Origin of the sequence: Mycolicibacterium sphagni (genome assembly GCF_002250655.1) — a bacterium.
GTDB classification, from domain to species: domain Bacteria; phylum Actinomycetota; class Actinomycetes; order Mycobacteriales; family Mycobacteriaceae; genus Mycobacterium; species Mycobacterium sphagni.
The window spans coordinates 17,488-35,837 of record NZ_NOZR01000004.1; the positions used below are offsets into that span (position 1 = coordinate 17,488).

The 18,350-nt window shown below is 67.3% G+C and carries 17 protein-coding genes; 10 read left to right on the forward strand and 7 right to left on the reverse strand.

All coding sequences use genetic code 11. From position 1 onward, the window contains the following. Positions 1–2 precede the first annotated feature (2 nt). Positions 3–2,225 (reverse strand): molybdopterin oxidoreductase family protein, encoded by a 2,223-nt coding sequence (locus CG716_RS05915; protein ID WP_094477426.1) that lies wholly within the window; start codon positions 2,223–2,225, stop codon positions 3–5. Positions 2,226–2,267: 42 nt separating this feature from the next. Further along, complete coding sequence (locus CG716_RS05920; RefSeq protein ID WP_094477850.1) at positions 2,268–3,035, reverse strand: IclR family transcriptional regulator; 768 nt, start codon at positions 3,033–3,035, stop codon at positions 2,268–2,270. 90 nt (positions 3,036–3,125) lie between these two features. Here CG716_RS05920 and CG716_RS05925 point away from each other — a divergent pair, with 90 nt between their 5' ends. From CG716_RS05925 to CG716_RS05935, 3 genes are all read left to right on the forward strand, one after another. Beyond that, a complete protein-coding gene (locus CG716_RS05925) occupies positions 3,126–4,466 on the forward strand; it encodes an FAD-binding oxidoreductase (protein ID WP_094477428.1) in 1,341 nt (446 codons plus the stop codon). Beyond that, positions 4,463–5,245, forward strand: coding sequence for a DAPG hydrolase family protein (locus tag CG716_RS05930; protein WP_234817738.1), 783 nt, complete (start codon positions 4,463–4,465; stop codon positions 5,243–5,245). Before CG716_RS05925 ends, CG716_RS05930 begins: the two co-directional genes overlap by 4 nt. Before the next feature lie 101 nt (positions 5,246–5,346). After that, entirely contained in the window at positions 5,347–6,975 is a 1,629-nt protein-coding gene (locus CG716_RS05935; RefSeq protein WP_094477432.1) for a PE-PPE domain-containing protein, read from the forward strand. Here the strand turns inward: CG716_RS05935 and ilvD are convergent. Further along, on the reverse strand, positions 6,972–8,669 hold the full coding sequence (gene ilvD / locus CG716_RS05940) for a dihydroxy-acid dehydratase (RefSeq protein ID WP_094477434.1): 1,698 nt from the start codon (positions 8,667–8,669) through the stop codon (positions 6,972–6,974). The two genes, CG716_RS05935 and ilvD, sit on opposite strands and share 4 nt — an antisense overlap. 78 nt (positions 8,670–8,747) lie before the next feature. On the opposite strand from ilvD, the gene CG716_RS05945 reads away from it, so the two are divergent. Both CG716_RS05945 and ricR read left to right on the forward strand, forming a co-directional pair. Beyond that, complete coding sequence (locus CG716_RS05945; RefSeq protein WP_094477436.1) at positions 8,748–9,338, forward strand: DUF305 domain-containing protein; 591 nt, start codon at positions 8,748–8,750, stop codon at positions 9,336–9,338. Next, the gene (ricR, locus tag CG716_RS05950) at positions 9,339–9,629 is read left to right on the forward strand and encodes a copper-sensing transcriptional repressor RicR (RefSeq protein ID WP_094477438.1); all 291 of its coding nucleotides are present in this window, start codon (positions 9,339–9,341) and stop codon (positions 9,627–9,629) included. Positions 9,630–9,632: 3 nt separating this feature from the next. On the opposite strand, the gene CG716_RS05955 is transcribed toward ricR, so the two are convergent. Beyond that, complete coding sequence (locus CG716_RS05955) at positions 9,633–10,022, reverse strand: PPOX class F420-dependent oxidoreductase (protein WP_094477440.1); 390 nt, start codon at positions 10,020–10,022, stop codon at positions 9,633–9,635. An 85-nt stretch (positions 10,023–10,107) separates the two neighbouring features. Between CG716_RS05955 and CG716_RS05960 the strand changes: the two genes are divergently transcribed. The 3 genes from CG716_RS05960 (at position 10,108) to CG716_RS05970 (ending at position 14,036) form a co-directional block, all read left to right on the forward strand. After that, the gene (locus tag CG716_RS05960) at positions 10,108–11,334 is read left to right on the forward strand and encodes an MFS transporter (RefSeq protein ID WP_420093176.1); all 1,227 of its coding nucleotides are present in this window, start codon (positions 10,108–10,110) and stop codon (positions 11,332–11,334) included. 143 nt (positions 11,335–11,477) lie between these two features. Next, positions 11,478–12,518 (forward strand): L,D-transpeptidase, encoded by a 1,041-nt coding sequence (locus CG716_RS05965; RefSeq protein WP_094477442.1) that lies wholly within the window; start codon positions 11,478–11,480, stop codon positions 12,516–12,518. A gap of 63 nt (positions 12,519–12,581) precedes the next feature. Next, positions 12,582–14,036 carry an alpha/beta hydrolase gene (locus tag CG716_RS05970; RefSeq protein WP_207760594.1) on the forward strand — a complete coding sequence of 485 codons (1,455 nt, stop codon included), beginning with the start codon at positions 12,582–12,584 and terminating at the stop codon, positions 14,034–14,036. A 10-nt stretch (positions 14,037–14,046) separates the two neighbouring features. On the opposite strand, the gene CG716_RS05975 is transcribed toward CG716_RS05970, so the two are convergent. Next, the gene (locus CG716_RS05975; protein ID WP_094477446.1) at positions 14,047–14,562 is read right to left on the reverse strand and encodes a nitroreductase family protein; all 516 of its coding nucleotides are present in this window, start codon (positions 14,560–14,562) and stop codon (positions 14,047–14,049) included. A gap of 2 nt (positions 14,563–14,564) precedes the next feature. Further along, positions 14,565–16,577 carry a M13 family metallopeptidase gene (locus tag CG716_RS05980; RefSeq protein ID WP_094477448.1) on the reverse strand — a complete coding sequence of 671 codons (2,013 nt, stop codon included), beginning with the start codon at positions 16,575–16,577 and terminating at the stop codon, positions 14,565–14,567. Between the two features lie 66 nt (positions 16,578–16,643). Here CG716_RS05980 and CG716_RS05985 point away from each other — a divergent pair, with 66 nt between their 5' ends. After that, on the forward strand, positions 16,644–17,252 hold the full coding sequence (locus CG716_RS05985) for an Rv1363c family protein (protein ID WP_094477450.1): 609 nt from the start codon (positions 16,644–16,646) through the stop codon (positions 17,250–17,252). Further along, complete coding sequence (locus CG716_RS05990) at positions 17,249–17,938, forward strand: hypothetical protein (protein ID WP_094477452.1); 690 nt, start codon at positions 17,249–17,251, stop codon at positions 17,936–17,938. The genes CG716_RS05985 and CG716_RS05990 overlap by 4 nt, the downstream gene beginning before the upstream one ends. On the opposite strand, the gene CG716_RS05995 is transcribed toward CG716_RS05990, so the two are convergent. After that, positions 17,925–18,347 carry a CoA-binding protein gene (locus tag CG716_RS05995; protein ID WP_094477454.1) on the reverse strand — a complete coding sequence of 141 codons (423 nt, stop codon included), beginning with the start codon at positions 18,345–18,347 and terminating at the stop codon, positions 17,925–17,927. The genes CG716_RS05990 and CG716_RS05995 overlap by 14 nt on opposite strands. Positions 18,348–18,350 lie beyond the last annotated feature (3 nt).

Consider the following 18,350-nt stretch of genomic DNA (forward strand, 5'->3'; position numbering starts at 1 on the left):
CGTCAGCCGACCGGGGCCACCTCGACCGGTAGCGCGCTTAGCACCGCGGTGCCCGACAATGGATCCAGCAGTGTCCCGTCGTTGAGGTTGTTGACGTTGACGCCCGGATCCCGCGCTGCCACCCGCATGCGGGTTCCCGGCTCGGTGTGACCCCATCCGTGCGGCAACGACACCACACCGGGCCGGATCGCGTCCGTGATCTCCACGGGCACTTCGAGTTTCCCGCCGGAACCGGTGACCACGGCCATGTCCTCGAGGCCCAGCCGAGCGGCGTCGTCTGGGTGGATCTGCAACGTGCACCGATTGGAACCGCCGGACAGCGCGGGCAGGTTGTGCATCCAGCTGTTGTTCGAGCGCAGGTGCCGCCGGCCGATCAGCAGGAACCCCGGCTCCGAGGTCAGCGACGCCAGCAGCCGGGGGAGGTCGGCGAGGATCGGACCGGGATCCAATTCGACGGTCCCCGAAGCTGTTCGAAGCACCTCCGGGATCCGCGGGACCAGCGGGCCGAGGTCGACCCCGTGGGGGGCGTCCTTGACCTTCTGCAGTGTCAGGCCGTGGGGGTCGGCGCCGAAGCCGTCACCGAACGGGCCAAGGCGCAGCATCATGTCCAGCCGCCGCTCGTAGCCGCGGCCGGCGGGCAGCATCGCGACCAACTCCTCGACCGAGCGGCCGGCGACGGGGGAGTGCTCGTCGGCGACCTCCTTGCCCAGCGTCGAGGTGATCACCTGGTCGTCCACCAGCGTCGGGTCGGCGTCGGGACCCATCCCGAGCGCGATCAGCGCGAGCCGAGACAAGATCTCGCACTCGTCGGGCCGCCCGTCCGGCAGCGGCAGCACCGGCGGGGAGTACCGGGCGTTGTTGCGCACCATCGCCACGCTGAGTGCGATGTCGAAATGTGCTGCGCGTGACGGCGGGGGCGGCGGCAGGATCACGTCGGCATGCCGAGTCGTCTCGTTGAGGTAGGGATCCACCGACACCATGAAGCTGACGGTGCCGAGGGCGTCCTGCAGGCGGGCGCCGTCCGGCGCCGATAACACCGGATTGCCTGCGATGGTGATCAACGCACGGATCTGGCCGTCGCCAGGGGTCTCGATCTCCTCGGCCAGCGCCACCGCGGGCAGCTCGGAGAGCACCTCGGGGTGGCCGGATACCCGGCTGCGCCAGCGACCCGTCGCGAATCCCCGGCCGGGGCGCGCCGGCCGCGGGGCGCCGGCGATCGACGAGCTGGCGAACATCACGCCGCCGGGCCGGTCCAGATTGCCGGTCAGGATGTTCACCACGTCCACCAGCCAGCTGGTCAGCGTGCCGAACTGGACGGTCGAGGTGCCGATGCGCCCGTACACCGCCGCGGCCGGGGCCGCGGCGAGTTCGCGTGCCAGAGTGCGGATTTCGTCGGCGGACACCCCACAGTGGTCGGCGACGGCGCCCGGCGGGAAGTCCTGTGCCGCCGCACGCACGCGGTCGACACCGGTGACGTGATCGGTCAGACGACCCAGATCGACCAGGTCCTCGTCGAAGAGGACGTGCACGACCGCGAACAGCAGCGCGGCATCCGAGCCGGGACGGACAGCGAGATGGCGGTCGGCCAGTTCGGCGGTGCGGGTGCGTGTCGGGTCGATCACCACCAGCTTCCCGCCGCGGCGGCGCAGCGCCTTGATCTTGCCTGGGAAATCCGCAGCCGTGGCCAGGGATCCGTTGGACACCAGAGGATTTCCACCGATCACCACGAGATAGTCGGTGCGGTCGAGGTCGGGGACGGTGAAGGCAAGCGGGTTGCCGTACAGATAGCCGCAGGAGACATGCTTGGGCATCTGGTCCAGTGTGCTGGCAGAGTACGCCTGCCGGGTGCCCAGCGATTTGATGACGACGGGGCCGTAGAGCGATCCGGCGATGGTGTGCGCGTTGGGGTTACCCAGATACACCGCCACCGACGCACCGCCGGTCTCAGCGATGACGCGCTGGAGTCCTTGCGCCGCCGCGGCGAAGGCTTCGGGCCAGCTGGTTTCGACGAGCTCACCGTCGCGGCGCACCATTGGCTGCTGCAGCCGGTCGGGATCGTTGTCCAGCTCGGCGAAGCTGGCGCCCTTCGGGCAGATGAAGCCGTGACTGAAGACGTCCTCGCGGTCACCGCGGGCCGAACTGATCCGGTCGTCTTCATCGATGGTCAGGACCATCCCGCAGGTGGCCTCGCACAACGGGCAGATACGTAAAGCGGTGCGGCTCATGCTTGCCACTGTGCTCCCCGGCCGACCCACTGGCAAGGCTGGTCAGCTGGACCAGAGGGGTGAATCCAGCGCGGAGCGCAGTGCGGCGATGATGTGGTTCTGGTGTTCCTTGAAACGTTCGGTCGGAGCGGGTACCGAGATCGCGACGACGTTTCCGCCCGCCGCCCGGCCCGCGATCCCAGCGGCGGAGATCCCCTCGGTGTGCTCGTCGCGGTCGAACGCCATTCGGGCGGTGCGGATCTCGCGAAGCTCGGCGCGCACCCGGTCGGCCGCAGCCTGGTCCAACGGTGCCAGCGCCGTGGCGACGTCGGCGTCGGCGTCGTCGAACAACGCCAGCGTCGCCTTCCCGTTGGCGGTGTCGTGCAAGGTGAAACGTCCGCCGATCGCGGAGACGGCGCGCAACCGATGTGGAGATTCGATCTGGTCGATGAACAACATCTGGCCGCCCCGGTACACCGAGAGGTCCACGGTTTCGCCGGTGGCCTCGGCGATGCGCTCCAGGGTCGGCCGGAAAGCCGAGGTGATGTGCGCGGCATCGGCGCTGGCCAGGCCCAGCAGCCGATCCCCGAGGACGATGCGGCCATCGTCGTCCACCGCTGCGAACCCGACCTCGACCAGACCGACCAGCAGCCGGCGCGCGGTCGACTTGGCCAGGCCGAGGCGGCTGTGCAGGTCGACCAGTCGCAGCCGGCCCGGGGCGGTCGCGATTTCGTCGAGCGCGGCGGCGGCCCGGCGTAGTACCTGGATGCCGTCGTCGCGTGCACTGGACGCACGTCCCTCACCGACCACCGAAATTTCCGCATCCGCCATCAGGCTGTCCCTTCCCTCCACGTCCCCTGCGCGGTATTGTGCCACATTGCGGATCGTATAGATCCGCAATGTGAACCAGAGGAGGCTTGGGTGGGGTCACTTCCTGAGGGTCGTCATTTCTTCCATGGTGACGATGGTTACGAGAACGCGCGCCGCGCCACGGTGTGGAACCAGCGCGTCCCGGACCGCTACCCGGACGTCATCGTCCAGGCGGTCGATACGGACGACGTGGTCGCCGCAGTGCGCTACGCGAAGGCCAACAACAAGCGGGTGAGCATCAAGTCCGGCGGCCACAGCTGGGCGGCCAGCCACCTGCGCGACGGTGCCGTGTTGCTGGACATGAGCCGAGTGGACCAGACCAGCATCGACACCGACAGGAGCGTCGCCGTCGCCGGTCCCGGTAAGGGTGGCAGTGTGCTGGCCGCCGAACTCGACGCGGCGGGCCTGTTCTTCCCCGCCGGACATTGCAAGGGCGTGTGTATCGGCGGTTACCTGCTGCAGGGCGGATACGGCTGGAACAGCAGGGTCGTCGGCCCCGCCTGCGAGAGTGTGATCGGTCTGGACGTGGTGACCGCCGACGGCGACACGATCTACATCGACGCCGACAACCATCCCGATCTCTATTGGGCTGCCCGCGGATCCGGACCCGGCTTCTTCGCCGTGGTCACCGCGTTCCACCTCAAGCTCTACAAGAAGCCCGCCGTGCTGGGCAGCAGCTTCTACGCCTACCCGATCGAACTCGCCGACGAGATCTTCACCTGGGCGCGCAACATCTCCGCCGAGGTCGATCGCCGGGTCGAGCTGCAGATCGTCGCGACCAGCAGTGCGCCTAATGCGGGCATCGACCGGCCGACGATCGTGATGGCCTCACCGGTGTTCGCCGACACCGAGGCCGAAGCCAAGGAGGCGTTCGGCCTCCTCGACCGCTGCCCCGTCGTCGACAAGGCGCTGGCCGCTTTTCCCTATGCGCCGATGGGCCTGCCCGATTGGTACACCGCGGTGATGAGCAACTACCTCGCCGATCATCGGTACTCCGCCGACAACATGTGGACCAACGCCTCGGCCGCGGAGCTGATGCCGGGCATTCACACCATCCTGGACACCCTGCCGCCTCACCCCTCGCACTTCCTCTGGCTGAACTGGGGGCCGTCCCCGCAGCGTCAGGACATGGCCTACAGCCTGGAAAGCGAGATCTATCTGGCGCTCTACGCCGGGTGGATGGATCCGGCCGACGACGACAAGTACGGCGACTGGCCGCGCTCCAACATGGCGGCAATGGCGCCGTTGGCCACCGGAATCCAGCTCGCCGACGAGAATCTGGGCAAGCGACCGGCGAAGTTCGCCACCGACGAGAGCATGGCCCGGCTCGACCGGGTGCGTGCCGAGTACGACCCCGACGCTCGTTTCCACAGCTGGATGGGTCGACTCTGATGGCCCAGACATATCTGGGTTACCACCCCGGCGACAGTGACACCCCATGGGGCACGTACTTCAATCCCGAGATGGCCGAGCTGCCCCGGCACGCCGTCATCGCACTCGAGCACGGGCCGCAGGCCGATCAGGTGCTACTCGGATTCGATTCCGCGGGAACGATTCTCGACGAGGGATACCAGCAGACCGAGAACGGGTACGGAACGCTGCGTGGCGGCGGCTTCCAGGTCTCGATCCGCACCGACATGCCCGGTGTCACGCCGGCGATGTGGGATTGGTGGTTCGGCTGGCACGGCAGCGAGTCCACCCGCTACAAGCTGTGGCACCCGCGTGCGCACGCGTCGGCGCATTGGGGCGACGACAACGGCTCCGGCTACGTCGGGCGGACCTCGATCATCGAGGAATACCTGGGTTCGGCCTACGCCAAGGCGGCCATCCAATTCCTCGAACCGTCCGCGCTGGGCTTGGACGCATCCAGGCTGGGCAATGACCTCGCGGTGTGCGCGCGGCTGGGCTCAAGCGAGCTGCCCGTGGACATCGGCTGGTTCGTGCACCACGTCCGGGCTACTCCCGACGGGGCCGAGATGCGGTCTCGATTCTGGATGGGCGGACCCTATATCGGAGTGCGCCGCGGCAACCGGCTGGCCGATTCGGTGATCCGCCCGATCGCGGCGCGTCAGCTGCCGGATCCGCGCGACCTGCTGGTGCACTGCGCACAGGAGATGAACCACCTGGCGAGCTTCTTGCCGGCGCTTTACGCGCGGTTCGAAGGTCCGTAGTCCCCAGTTTCGTCCAGCATTGCGAAAGTGATCTGAGCACCAACTGTTTGGGGCTAAATTCCTGAGCGCAGCCTGAGAAATGCGATGTAAGGGGTGGGGCAATGCCAGAGACACGAATCGCCAGGAAAGGCCAACGGATCTCGAGCGCTGCCAGGAAAACCGGGCTGTTCGGTGCGGCGGCCGCTACCGCTACCGCGATGGCGTTCGGAATGACCGCGCCGGACCTGTTGCCCACGGCCAGAGCAGCAGATGTCACCCTCAACGGCGTGACCACTGGACCGGTATTCCGGCTCTTGCAGGCCGCTGGTGTGAACTCGGTTGATTTCCCCAACGTGGCGCCGCCCTTGATCGACACCCTCACGATCGACTTCGCCTACACCGACGCCAATCCGGTGAACCTGGCTGATCAGATCAACGCCTTCCCGTTCGCCGGATGGAACATCCTGACCAACAGTTTCAGACGCCAACCCGGCGGGATAGTGGGGTCGGCGCTTCTGGCGGGTTCAGGGTTTGCCACCTTGGACACGAACCACGCGTATCAAGCGTTGCTGTCGAGCGCAGGCGGTAATACGTTGCCGGGATACACCCCTCTCGTTGGTCCAGGGCTGATCAACACTCTGACCGGGGCGCAGTGCGCGTCCCAGGGCACCTTCTGCAGGCCCGGCAACAACGTGACGACCCTGGCGCTTCTCCTGCTGAACAGCCCGCTGACACCCAATGGTGGGCTTTACACGCGCTTCGCCCCGATTGCGAACCTGTTCGGCATCAACCTCGTTAATCCGGTCGGCACAAGCGCCTCGAGTTCAACGCCGGCCACCAAGGGCAGCGGCGGCATCGTCACTCTGCACTCCGCGGTAGTGAATGTCGGGCTGGAGTACAACGCGTTGTCCGACTTGCCGGAGACCCTGAACCCGTTCTCGCTCGCCAACACCCTGCTGGCCACCGTCTTGCCGACCAACCTGCTCGGCGGTGTGAATCTCGGGGGTGCATCGCTGGGCGACATCGAGACTGCCCTCGGTCTGCTGGCGACGCTGGGTTCAACGAGTACCACCTACAGCACGTTGGCGCCTAACGATCTGCCACTCCTGGAGCCCCTTCGTCTGCCGGTGCGCCTGATCAACGCCGTCTCAAACGCGCTCGGTCATCCACTGAACCTGGGGACCCCGCTCGCCGACGCGTTGCAGCCCGCGCTGACGATCCTGGTCAACACCGGCTATACGGATGTCCAGACCCCGACCGACGGGGGCACCTACAACCGGACGTTCGACCAATCCGGCGACTCCGTCACCTTCCTGTCGCAGGCGACGCTCACCCCGGCGGAGTGGGCGCAGGTGCCGGGCGATGTCGTTCGGGCGCTGATCGTCGGATTCCAGGATTCGTTCCCGCTGCTCCGGTTCGGGAAGACGGCGCCGGTGCTCACTGTGGATGGCAACCATCTGAAGATCACCTACCCGTCGGCGCCTACCGGTAGCACGAGCACGCCGACAGCCACTTCCGGTGTTTCGATAGCGACTCCCGCCGCAACGACTCCTGCCGCCGAATCGGTCAGCACGCCGTCGACCGGCACCACCTCGACCCGCACCACGAGGTCCTCGGCCGGCGGCGCGAAGTCGCCCGCGGCAACCGGTCAGACGGGTTCAAGCTCAACTAGCCCGTCGGCGAGCACTGGATCCACCCACAACGGCGGCGTCGGCGGATCCAAACGATCCGCCACCAGGGCAGCGGCCTAGCCGCAGACGGCCCCGTGCGCGGCCGAGCCGACCAGCTTGCGGTACTTGGCCAGCACACCCGTCGTGTACTTGGGCGCGGGCGGGTTGAATCCTGCCTTGCGGGAATCGAATTCGTCGGCGTCGACCAGCACGTCGAGCGTGCCCTTGCCGACATCCAGGCGGATCCGGTCGCCGTCGCGCAGGAAGGCGATGGGTCCGGCGTCGACGGCCTCGGGAGCGATGTGCCCGACGCACAGGCCGGTGGTACCTCCGGAGAACCGGCCGTCGGTCATCAGCAGGACGTCCTTGCCCAGCCCGGCGCCCTTGATCGCTCCGGTGATCGCCAGCATCTCGCGCATCCCGGGGCCACCCTTGGGGCCCTCGTAGCGGATGACGACGACGTCGTTGGCCACGATGGTGCCGTCCTCGAGTGCATCCATCGCGGCGCGCTCGCCGTCGAAAACCCTTGCGGTGCCCTCGAACACGTCGGAGTCGAAGCCGGCCGACTTGACCACCGCGCCCTCGGGCGCCAGCGAGCCGTGCAGGATCGTGATGCCGCCGGTGGGGTGGATCGGATTGTCCAGCGCACGCAGCACCTTGCCGTCGGGATCCGGCGGCGCGATGTGGGCGAGGTTGGCGGCCATGGTCTCCCCGGTCACCGTCATGACGTCACCGTGCAGCAGTCCGGCATCCAGCAGCGCCTTCATGACCACCGGCACGCCGCCGATGCGGTCCACGTCGAACATCACGTGCTTGCCGAACGGCTTGACGTCGGCTAGGTGCGGAACCTTGGCGCCGATTCGGGTGAAGTCCTCCAACGTCAGCTTGACGTCGGCCTCGTGCGCGATCGCCATCAGGTGCAGCACCGCATTGGTAGATCCGCCGAACGCCATCACCACCGCGATCGCGTTCTCGAACGCTTCCTTGGTCAGGATGTCGCGCGCGGTAATGCCGCGGCGCAGCAGTTCCACCACCGCCTCACCACTGCGGCGGGCGTACCCGTCGCGGCGGCGGTCGGTCGCCGGCGGCGCCGCGCTGCCCGGCAGCGACATGCCCAGCGCCTCGGCGGCGCTGGCCATCGTGTTGGCGGTGAACATTCCGCCGCAGGCACCCTCGCCCGGACAGATCGCCCGCTCGATGATGTCGACATCCTCGCGCGACATCAGACCGCGGGCGCACGCGCCGACCGCCTCGAATGCGTCGATGATCGTCACGTCCATCTCGGTGCCGTCGGACAGCTTGGCCCGGCCCGGCAGGATCGAGCCCGCGTAAAGGAACACCGCGGCAAGGTCGAGGCGCGCGGCGGCCATCAGCATGCCCGGCAGCGACTTGTCGCAGCCCGCCAGCAGCACCGAACCGTCGAGGCGCTCGGCCATCATGACGGTCTCGACGCTGTCGGCGATCACCTCGCGGGAGACCAGCGAGAAGTGCATGCCCTCGTGGCCCATCGAAATGCCGTCGGACACCGAGATGGTGCCGAACTCCATCGGGTAGCCGCCAGCGGCATGCACGCCGTCCTTGGCGGCCTTGGCCAGCCGGTCCAGCGACAGGTTGCACGGGGTGATCTCGTTCCACGAGGACGCCACCCCGATCTGTGGTTTGGCGAAATCCTCGTCACCCATGCCTACCGCGCGGAGCATGCCGCGAGCGGCGGCCTTCTCCAAACCATCGGTCACATCACGACTGCGGGGCTTGAGATCGGGCGTTTCAGTCACCGGACAAGTATGCCGTGGTCGGGGTGCGGTTCCAAATCTCTATTATACCCCCGAGGGGTATTCCGGTACGGTGGGGACATGCCTTCTCCCAGCAGTCGCATCGTGGCGGTCGCCGCCGCCCTCGCCACCGCCGCCGTTGTCGCGTCCTGTAGCGCCGCCACCGACCATAGCCAGCACGGGTCGTCCGCCACGACGAGCAGCGCAGTGGTGGCCGCGCACAACGCCGACGACGTGATGTTCGCGCAGATGATGATCCCGCACCACCAGCAGGCGGTGGAGCTGTCGGCGCTGGTTCCCCAGCACACCGCCAACCAGGCATTGGTCGCGTTGGCGGCCAAGATCTCGGGCGAACAGCAGCCGGAGATCAACGCGATGAAGGCACTGCTGCTGCAGTGGGACGTCGACCCCGGCGCGATGGGCGACCACAGCGGAATGGCGATGCAGGGCATGGTCGACGACGCGACGATGGCCAAGCTCAACTCGCTCAGAGGCCCTGAGTTCGACACACTATGGCTGCAGTCGATGATCAACCATCACCAGGGGGCCATCGAGATGGCGAATAACGAGATCGCCAAGGGGCAGAGCGCCGACATGATCACCATGGCCAAGGCCATGGTGGCCGCGCAGCAGGCCGAGATCAACCAGATGAAACAAATGCTGGGAGAGTAAATGACTGCCGCACATGGGTATTCGGCGCGCAAGGACAACTACACCAAGAGGCTGCGACGGATCGAGGGGCAGGTCCGTGGCATCGCCAAGATGATCGATGACGACAAGTACTGCATCGACGTGCTGACGCAAATCAGCGCCGTCAACAGCGCGCTGCAATCGGTGGCGCTCGGACTTCTCGAGGAACACCTCGGCCACTGCGTCAGCCACGCGGTCGCCGAAGGCGGCGAGGAAGCCGACAAGAAACTGGCGGAGGCCTCGGCCGCTATCGCACGGCTGGTTCGGTCCTGACGCTCACTGTTTGCTGAACGACGTCGGGCGCACGACCACGATCACGCGGTCGGCGGCATCGGTCGGCGGCTCGGTCAGCGGGCCGCCGTAACGGTCGTTGAGGTGAAGGTAGAACGCGCCCGTCGGATCCGGCACGATCTCCTCGACCACGCCGCGGACCTCCAGATACTTGTAGGGCACGTCGGGATCGACGACCGACATCGCGATATGCGGGTTGGCGGCGATATTGCGGTATTTCTGCCGTTTGGTGGTGTGCGTGAACCGCAGGAGCTCGCCATCCCAGTCGAACCACATCGGATTCACCTGCGGATCGCCGTCGGGCCGGGTGGTGGCCAGGTGCCCGTACAGCGGGCGGGTCAGCAGATCTTCGTAACCAGCCGGAATCGCGACCATTCGAATTCTCCTCTGTTGGTGATCAGCCTGTGCAACGCCGACCAACGTCATCCTGTTTCCCTGGTGTAGCCGATAACGTGAGCGCGTGCCCACTGTGCTGCGCGCCGGCCCGTGGACACCGCGAGTCACCATTGCGCTCGGCGTGCTCGCCGCCGCCGCGTTCATCTACGTCACCGCCGAGATCATGCCGGTCGGGGCATTGTCGGCGATCGCCCGCGATCTGCACGTCAGCGAGGCCGTGGTCGGCACCCTGCTGGCCAGCTACGCGCTGGTGGCCGCAGTGGCCACCTTGCCACTGGTGCGGTGGACGGCCAGTTGGCCGCGACGGCGCACCCTGCTGTGGACGCTGGCCTGCCTGTCGGCGTCGCAATTGATCTCCGCGCTGGCCCCGACGTTCGCGGTGCTGGCCAGCGGCCGGCTGCTGTGCGCGCTCACCCACGGGCTGATGTGGTCGGTGATCGCCCCGATCGGTGCGCGCCTGGTGCCACCGAGTCACGCCAGCCGGGCGACCATGGCCGTCTACGTCGGCACCGGGTTGGCTCTTGTCGTCGGCAGTCCGCTGACCGCGGCGATGAGCGACCTGTGGGGTTGGCGGCCGGCTGTCGGGGCCATCACGATCGCCTCGTTGGTGGTGCTGGTCGCCGCGCGGTTCGCGCTACCCGTGATGGCGGTGGGCGACGCGGTCACCGGCGAGCGGCCCCCGCGCGGTGGTCACCACCGCAACCGGCCGCTGGTGGTGCTGTGCGCGTTGACGCTGGTGGGCGTTACCGCGCATTTCATCTCTTACACCTTCATCGTGGTCATCATCCGGGACGTGGTCGGCGTGCACGGGGCCCATCAGGCGTGGCTGCTCGCCGCCTACGGCGTGGCCGGGTTGACCGGTATGGCGCTGCTGGCCCGGCCGGGGGACCGTCGTCCGAAGGCCGCCGTCGTCGGGTGCCTGGCCGGGTCGTCGCTGGCCTTCGCGGGCCTGGCTGCGCTGGGTTTTGCCGACTGGCACACCTTCGTCGCAGCACTGGCCGGGGTGGTGGCCATCGTGCTGTGGGGAGCGACGGCCAACGCGATGCCGCCGATGCTGCAGGCCGCCGCCATGCGGCACTCGCCGAACGACCCTGACGGCGCATCCGGGCTGTATGTGGCTGCTTTCCAGGTCGGCATCATGGCCGGATCCCTGACCGGCGGCCTGCTCTACCAGCGGGCCGGGGTGGGAGCCATGATCAGCGCGTCCGCGGCGTTGATGCTGGCCGCCCTGGTGTGCGTGGTGTTCAGCCGCGGGCTGTTCGCTCTTGCCCCGGCTACCAGCGAAAAGTAACGCTTGCCACCTTTGCGGCGACTATCTGCACAGTTCAGGACGTTGACAGGGTCCAAGGTCGGGTTCGCTGGCTAATCACGTCTGGGAGTAACCCCAGGGTGCTGTGCCACACTGGGTCCTAGGAAATCGAGGGAGTTCAGGTTATGGCGCTGCGAGTGAAGGGGGCGATCGCCGCCACGTTATGCGTGGTCGGAGTGGCCGCCGGAATCAGTCTCGGCAGCGGATCGGCGCTGGCCGACCCTGACCAATCGCCCGCCGACCCAGGGATCGTCGATGTGCCGCCGGCCCAGGTGCCGCCACCCGACCCGGGGATTCCGCCCGCCGTCGACCCGATCGCCGCCGCGCCGGCACCCGATCCGTTCGCGCCGCCACCGCCACCGCTGCCGGCCGCCGACCCGCTGGCCGCTCAGCAGGCCGCCGTGGCCGCAGCCGGCCCGGTTAAGGGCCAGAACCCGCTGCCGTACACCGGAGATCCGGTGTTTGCGCCGCCGACGTTCAACCCCGTCAACGGCTCGATGGTCGGGGTGGCCAAGCCGATCATCATCGACTTCGCCCGCCCGATCGCCAACCGCCCGTTGGCAGAGCAGTCGATCCACATCTCGTCGGTGCCGCCGGTTCCCGGCGCGTTCTACTGGTTGACCAATACCGAAGTGCGGTGGCGGCCCTACAACTTCTGGCCGGCCGGCACCGTCGTCAACATCGACGCCAGCGGCGCGAGGTCCAGCTTCCGCGTCGGAGACGCCCTGGTGGCCACGGCCGACAACGCCACCCACCAGATGACGATCACCCGCAACGGCAAGCTCGAGCAGACGTTCCCGATGTCGATGGGCAAGCCGGGTCACGACACCCCCAACGGCACCTACTACGTGCTCGAAAAGTTCCCCGACATCGTGATGGACTCGGCCACCTATGGAGTGCCGAATACATCGCCGGACGGTTACAAGGTTCACGTCAAGCTCGCTGTGCGAATCGACAACCAGGGCAACTTCGTCCACAGCGCGCCATGGTCGGTGGGAGACCAGGGCAAGCGCAACGTGAGCCATGGCTGCATCAACCTCAGCCAGGCGAATGCGCAGTGGTTCTACGACAACTTCGGCAGCGGTGATCCGATCATCGTGAAGAATTCTGTCGGCACCTACAACAAGCCCGACGGCGCCGACGACTGGCAGTGGCAACTCGCCTGACCGCCGGTCCGCCAGGTCAGCGCTCAAAGGTTAAGCACAGCAACGGCCTCCACAATGGGGTCCGTGCCGCCATCTCCATCGCCTGCACCGTCGCCGGCTGAACCGACACCGCTGCCGCAGCTGCCCGCCCCCGACTTCCACCAGTACGCACACGGTGTCTCGCTGCTCGGCGGCTGGCTGCCGCTGACCATCGAAATCGTCGCTGTCGTCGTATTACTCGTCGCCATCGGCTGGCGCAGGACCCGGCGCTGGTGGCTGGTGTGGCTGCCGGTCTGTGTAGTCGTCGGCGTGCTCGCCGCGCTCGCCGCGCGGACCTACCTCAACTCCGAAGGCCTCGCCTCTGACCCGCCGCCCTTCTACTTGTGGGTGTGGACCGCGGTTTTCGGGGCCGGGGTCGCGGTGGCCGTGCTGGGCTGGCGGGGGAACTCTTGGTGGCGACGAGGTGTCGCGCTGCTAGCGATTCCGTTGACACTGTTGACCGCGCTGGTCGCCCTCAACAGGTGGGTCGGCTATTACCCGAGTGTGCAGGCAGCGTGGGGATCGCTGACCGCAGGCCCGCTACCGAATCAGATCGATGCCGCCGATCTGCCCGGGCTGCGTAACACCGTGCAGACCAACGGGAAGCTGGTCGAGGTCGACATCCCGAAGGACGCGAGCGGTTTCAAACACCGCAGCGAGTACGTTTACCTGCCGCCCGCCTGGTTCGCCGGACCCACCCCGCCGAAGCTGCCGGTCATCATGATGATCGCCGGCGAGTTCAACACCCCCGCGGACTGGATGCGCAGCGGCAACGCGATGCCCATCATCGACGGCTACGCCCAGAGCCACGGCGGCATGGCGCCGATCTTCGTGTTCGTCGACACCGGGGGCAGCTTCAACAACGACACCGAATGCGTCAACGGTCCCCGCGGGAACTCCGCCGACCATCTGACCAAGGACGTTCGGCCTTATGTCGTCGACCAATTCAACGCCTCCGATCAGGCGGCCAACTGGGCGGTGGTCGGCTGGTCGATGGGGGGCACCTGCGCGATCGACCTGACTGTCATGCATCCCGAGCTGTTCAGCACCTTCGAGGACATCGCCGGTGACCACGGGCCGACAGCCGGGACCAAAGAGCAGACGATCAGCCGGCTCTACGGCGGCGACGCCGCGGCGTGGGACCAGTTCGACCCGCGGACGGTGATGCTCAAGCACGGGCCGTATCAGGGTGTCGCCGGCTGGTTCGAGGACACCGTCACACCCACCAACACCACATCGCCCTACGGCACCGGCGGTGCGAAACGGCCGCAATCCGATGCGCCGTTAGGGTTCGGCGGGCACGACGAGTTCCACGATTCCGACGAGGCCGGAGCGGCCGACGATCTGTGCGCGACGGCCAAGACGGTCGGAATCTCCTGCACGGTGCACCGGATCATCAGCTTCCACACCTGGCAGTTCGCCGAGCGCGCGCTCTCTGATGCGCTGCCCTGGCTGGCCGCTCAGATCAAGACACCTGGCGCCACGGATTCGCCGGCCTGAGTAGGCCGACCTACCACCGGCCGCGGTGGACCACCTCGTCGAACGGACGCCGGTTCGGTTTGCGGATCGGGGTGAGTGGACGGTCGGCCGGGTAGCCGAGGCCGAGTAGATAGGCCACGAGGTAGCCGCTGGGAACGCCGAGGATTGCCCGGGCCTTGTCCTGATCGCCGACTGCTGAGTGGCCGGTGCCGATGCCCAGGTCCGTCGCCGCGATCGCCATGGCCATCGTGGCCTGGCCCAGGTCGTACTGGTCGAGCAGTTTGGTGCGCTCGTCGGGCGGCTCGGGAATCACCAGTGCGATCGCGGCCTGGGCGCCGGCGATGTGGCCGGCGCCCACCCATACCGTCGAAAGTTCCTGCAGCTGAGAGTGATCGGTGACGAGCACGAAATCCCAGTGCTGGTTGTTGCGCGCCGACGGGGACCGCCAGCCGGCTTCGAGGATCAGGTCGAGGTCGTCCTCAGGCACCGGGGTCGGGGTGTAACTGCGAACGTTACGCCGGGCCCGGATGGCATCCCAGGCGTCCACGCTCAGCTCCAGATCCGGACGCGGCGCTCTGGTTCCAGATACAGTTCGTCGTCGGCGCTGACCTCGAACGCGTCGTAGAACGCGTCCATATTGCGGATCACGCCGTTGCAGCGAAACTCCGGTGGCGAGTGCGGGTCGGTCGCCAGTCGTCGAATAGCCTCGGCCTCACGAGATTTCGTCCGCCACACCTGGGCCCATCCGAAGAACACACGCTGCTGGCCGGTCAGCCCGTCGATCACCGGCGCCGGCTTGCCCTCCAGCGACAGCTCGTAGGCGAGCAGTGCGATCGACAACCCGCCCAGGTCGCCGATGTTCTCGCCGACGGTGAACGCCCCGTTGACGTGATGGGACGGTTCGAGCCCGCGGGGCACGAACGTCTCGTACTGCTCGATGAGTGCCTTGGTTCGCGCGCCGAACTCGGCGCGATCCTCGTCGGTCCACCAGTCGACCAGGTTGCCGTCGCCGTCGTATTTGGCGCCCTGGTCGTCGAATCCGTGCCCGATCTCATGGCCGATCACCGCGCCGATCCCGCCGTAGTTCGCGGCGTCGTCGGCCTCGGCATCGAAGAACGGCGGCTGCAGAATCGCCGCGGGGAAAACGATCTCATTCATGCCCGGGTTGTAGTACGCGTTGACCGTCTGCGGGGTCATGAACCATTCGTCGCGATCGACCGGGCCGCCCAACTTGGCCAGCTCCCGGTCATGAGAGACTTCAGCGCCTCGAATAATGTTGCCGTACAAATCGTTTGGATCGATCACCAGCGTGGAGTAGTCTCGCCATTTGGCCGGATAGCCGATCTTGGGGGTGAACTTGTCCAATTTGGCCAGGGCGCGCTGGCGAGTGGCCGGTGTCATCCACTCCAGGTCGTTGATGCTGACCCGGTAGGCCTCACGCAGGTTGTCGACCAGAACGTCCATGCGGGCCTTGGCATCCGGCGGAAAATGGCGTTCGACATACAGCCGCCCGACCGCGTCGCCCATCAGACCTTCGACCAGCGACACCGCCCGCTTCCAGCGGTCGCGGATCTGCTCGGTGCCCGACAGGGTGCGGCCGTAGAAGTCGAAGTTCGCCGCGACCACCGCGTCGTTCAGATAGGCGGCCCGGGCGTTGATCAGCCGCCAACGCGCCCAATCCTGCCAGTCGGCGAACTCGTGGCTCGACCACAGCTCTGCGAATGCTGTCAGGTAATCAGGTTGGCGCACAACCAGTTCGGCGACAGCGTCTGGCGAGGTGCCCAGCCCGCTGACCCAGCCCATCCAGTCGAAGCCGGGTGCCTCGGCCGGAAGATCGGTCAACCTGCGCAGGTTGTAGGTCAGGTCGGCGTCGCGGCGCTTGACCACATCCCAGTGCGCGGCAGCCAGTTTGGTCTCCAACGCCACGATCCGCGCGGCCCGCTCGGTGTGCTCGTCGGCTGTCCCGCCCAGGACGAGGGCGAACATGGCGGCGATGTGCGCCGGGTAGGCGGCCAGAATGGCGGCGTGCTGCTCGTCGCGGTAGTACGACTCGTCGGGCAGGCCCAGCCCGGACTGCGAGACGTGCACCAGGTAGCGCGCCGAGTTCTTCGAGTCGGTGTCGACGTAGAGCCCGACGCCACCGCCGACGCCGGTGCGCTGCAGGGCACCGATCACGGCGGCCAGCGCGGCCGGGTCGGTCGCGGCGTCGATGCGGGCCAGCTCGTCGCGCAGGGGCTGCACGCCGCGGCGCTCGACGGCCTCCTCGTCGAGGAAGCTGGCATAGAGGTCGCCGATGCGCTGAGCGTCCGTGCCGGGCTCACCTCTGTCGCCCCCCGAGTCGCTGCGCTCCCGCCCGCCGGCGGCCTGCGTGATCAGCTCCCGCACCTGTTCCTCGGCCCGGTCGTACAGCGTGCGGAACGCTCCGTCGGTGGCCCGGTCACCGGGAATGGTGTATTCGGCGAGCCAGCGTCCATTGACGTGGCCGAACAGGTCGTCTTGCGGGCGTACCTCGGCCTCGACGTAGGACAAGTCGAGACCCGAGCGCAGTGTTTCTACCGTCACCCAACCATCCTTACCAGAGGTCAGACCGCGGCGTCTGGCCCGTGAGTGGCCCGGTAGCCTCGCCTCATGCCCGAGGCCGAACAGACGTCGTTGTCTGACCAGGACCACGACGAGGCGCACCACGGCGTGTTCTCCGGCTACGGTGTCGCCTCCGCGGTCCTGGGCCTGGTGGCTGTGATCGCGATCGCGCTCGGCGCGCTGATCTGGTCGGCCCATCACAACGCCACCGACGAGCGCGCCTACCAGACCCGGGTGATGGCCGCCGCCGCGGACTGGACCGAGGTGCTGATCAACATGAACGTCGACAACGTCGACGCGAGCCTGCAGAAGCTGCACGACGGCACCGTCGGCCAGCTCAACTCCGATTTCGAAGGCGCCATCACGCCCTACCGCGAAGTGGTCAGGACACTGAAGGCGCGCACCACCGGACAGATCGATTCGGTGTCCTTCGAAACTGTTCATCACGACCTCGACGCGCAGCAGGGCCAGCGTCCGGCCGCGCCCGCCGCCCTGCCCCCGGAACTGGCCGAACGCACCGACACCGTGCTGGTCGTCGCCACCTCGGTCAGTGAGAATTCCGGCGACAAGCCGGCCACCGTGCGCTGGAACCTGCGCCTCGGGGTCTCCGAGGTAGACGGCAAGCTGATGATCTCGCGGCTCGAGTCACTGCGATGAGGAACCTGGCCCGCGTGCTCGCCTTCGACGTCGCCGCGCCGGTCGCCGCAGTCGGGGCGTTGCTGGCCATCGGTGTGGTGCTGGGCTGGCCTCTGTGGTGGGTCTCGGTGTGCTCGGTGTTGTGCCTGCTCATCGTTGAGGGTGTCGTCGTCAATTTCGTTCTGTACCGGCGGGATTCGGTGACCATGGGCACCGACGACGAAAGCCCGGGGCTGCGCCTGGCGGTCGTCGGGCTGGCTACCCTGGCGCTGGCGGCGGCGGTGGTTGTCGGCTACACCCGGTGGACGCTGCCCGATCAGGACTTCACTCACGACTCCGCCGAGGTGGTGCGCATCGCCACTGCTGTCTCCGAGGCCACCGCCACCTTCAGCCCGGCCGCCCCCACCTCGTCGATCGACCGGGCCGCATCCTTCATGGCACCCGACCGCGCCGACGCGTACAAGGGTGAATTCGGCAAAGCCACTTCAGATCTGGCCAAGAAGAACATCTCTGCCTCGGCGCAGACGATCTCGGCGGGTCTGGAGGCATTGGGGCCGGCGGCGGCCAGTGTCGCGGTGGTGATGCGGGGAACCCAGAACCAGCCCGGTCAACAGCCGAGCTCGGCTGTGCTGGCGCTGCGAGTGGCGCTGGCCAAGCAGGACGACCGGTGGGTGGTGCTCGATATCTCGCCGATCAACGCCCGATGAGCTGGGCGTAGTCCACCTTCAGACACCGGTCCATCACGACGCGTAAACCGGCGGCCTGTGCTTGCGCGCCGACTTCGTCGTGCCACAAACCCTGTTGCAGCCAAAGGTATTTGGGGAGCGGGTCTAGGGCGAGCGTGTCGGCGAGCACCGCAGGCAGGTCGTCGTACCGGCGGAACACGTCGACCATGTCCGGCACCACCGGCAGGTCGGCCAGTGACGGGTAGACCCGTTTCCCGTCGAGCTCGCTGATGTTCGGGTTAATCGGGTACAGCTCGTAGTGGCTGTACCGAGCCAAGTACCGGTAGACCTCGTTGCTGGGCCGAACCGGATTGTCGGAAACGCCCACCACCGCGACGGTGCGGGTGTCACGCAGAATCTGTTGCAGCTCAACCGAATCCAGGGAGCCCACGGC

Excerpts from the sequence above, each read along its gene's own strand:
- CG716_RS05955 (WP_094477440.1), bottom strand. The coding sequence starts at position 10,022 with ATGGTCGCGATTCCGGCTGGTTACGAAGATCTGCTGACCCGCCCGCTG.
- ricR (WP_094477438.1), top strand. The coding sequence starts at position 9,339 with ATGACTGCCGCACATGGGTATTCGGCGCGCAAGGACAACTACACCAAG.
- CG716_RS05945 (WP_094477436.1), top strand. The coding sequence starts at position 8,748 with ATGCCTTCTCCCAGCAGTCGCATCGTGGCGGTCGCCGCCGCCCTCGCC.
- CG716_RS05990 (WP_094477452.1), top strand. The coding sequence starts at position 17,249 with ATGAGGAACCTGGCCCGCGTGCTCGCCTTCGACGTCGCCGCGCCGGTC.
- CG716_RS05920 (WP_094477850.1), bottom strand. The coding sequence starts at position 3,035 with ATGGCGGATGCGGAAATTTCGGTGGTCGGTGAGGGACGTGCGTCCAGT.
- CG716_RS05985 (WP_094477450.1), top strand. The coding sequence starts at position 16,644 with ATGCCCGAGGCCGAACAGACGTCGTTGTCTGACCAGGACCACGACGAG.
- CG716_RS05915 (WP_094477426.1), bottom strand. The coding sequence starts at position 2,225 with ATGAGCCGCACCGCTTTACGTATCTGCCCGTTGTGCGAGGCCACCTGC.
- CG716_RS05935 (WP_094477432.1), top strand. The coding sequence starts at position 5,347 with ATGCCAGAGACACGAATCGCCAGGAAAGGCCAACGGATCTCGAGCGCT.
- CG716_RS05965 (WP_094477442.1), top strand. The coding sequence starts at position 11,478 with ATGGCGCTGCGAGTGAAGGGGGCGATCGCCGCCACGTTATGCGTGGTC.